The 1180-nt window shown below is 68.6% G+C and carries 2 protein-coding genes; one reads left to right on the forward strand and one right to left on the reverse strand.

Annotated features, from left to right (window positions below; genetic code table 11):
* A partial coding sequence (locus DBR23_RS17890) for an AI-2E family transporter (RefSeq protein WP_146191363.1) occupies positions 1-461 on the forward strand: 461 nt, incomplete at its 5' end.
* A 108-nt stretch (positions 462-569) separates the two neighbouring features.
* Here DBR23_RS17890 and DBR23_RS17895 read toward each other — a convergent pair.
* On the reverse strand, positions 570-1180 hold a 611-nt coding region (locus tag DBR23_RS17895), incomplete at its 5' end, for a PHB depolymerase family esterase (RefSeq protein ID WP_233250536.1).

The raw sequence follows: 1180 nt of genomic DNA on the forward strand, positions 1-1180 counted from the left end.
AACTGCGCATCACGCTGTTTGGCGAGGCGTTCCGCCAGATCGTGGCGGCGCAGTTCTGGATCGCGGCGTTCAACACCCTGCTCACCGCCCTGTTCCTGCTGTTCGTGCTGCCGGTGTGGGGGCTGCAGCTGCCTTACACGCCGGTGCTGATCACCTTCACCTTCGTGGCCGGGCTGGTGCCCATCGTGGGCAACCTGGTGTGCAACGTGGTGATCACCATCGTGGGGCTGTCGGTGTCGCCGCTGGCGGCCGCCGCCTGCCTGGGGTTTTTGATCCTGATCCACAAGGCCGAATATGTGATCAACGCCAAGGTGGTGGGCCGCCGCACCCAGATGGGCGTGTGGGAGCTTCTGAGCGTGATGTTCGTGGCCGAGGCCGTGTTTGGCCCTGCGGGGCTGGTGGCGGCGCCGCTGTTCTACGCGTACCTCAAGAAGGAACTGGTGGCCGCTCGGCTGGTGTGACCGCAGCCGGGCAGTGGCCTGCGCCCCCCCCGGAGCCACCCGCACGGATAGTCACTTTTTGATAGCAGCAAGCACAATCAGCACTAGCGCTTGCGGCCATTTTCTTGATTATTTTGCGAATTGACGGGCCACAAAGGCCCAGATGAGCGCCGACGCATCGGGCCCGGCCGGGTCGCTGTAGGGCAACTGCGCGGCGCCGCCGCTCCAGGCATGGGCCAGCCCGACCACCTCGCGCAGCGCCACCACGGTACGGCCTCGGGCCTTGAATTCGGTCACCCGCATGGGGTATCGCTGGCCCCTCTGCAAAGTGCGGATGGCACCCGCCCGCGCCCCCAACGCACCGGCCCACAACAAGGCGGTCGCCGCCGCGTTGCGCACCGACACCACACCATCGGCATCGCCATGCACGATCAGCAGCGGGGGCAAGGCCGCAGCGGCGCTGACGGGCAGCACGGTAGCGTCCGTCGGTGTGACCGCAGCGGCAACCGCAGGAGGGTCCGGCAGATGGGCCTCGCGGCGGCCATGCATGGCCGCCAGGGCCGTGGCGGCGGATTCGGCCGTGCCAGGCGCCACACCGGAATGCATGGCCACCGCGCAGAACCGGTGGGGGTAAAGCGCCGCCATCAGCACCGCCATGCTGGCGCCTGCCGACAACCCGGCCACCGCCACCCGCGCCAGGTCCACCGGCAGGCGGCGCGCCACCTTGTCCACGGCAGCCA

Origin of the sequence: Acidovorax sp. HMWF018 (assembly GCF_003061035.1) — a bacterium.
Taxonomy (GTDB): Bacteria; Pseudomonadota; Gammaproteobacteria; order Burkholderiales; family Burkholderiaceae_C; genus Acidovorax; species Acidovorax delafieldii.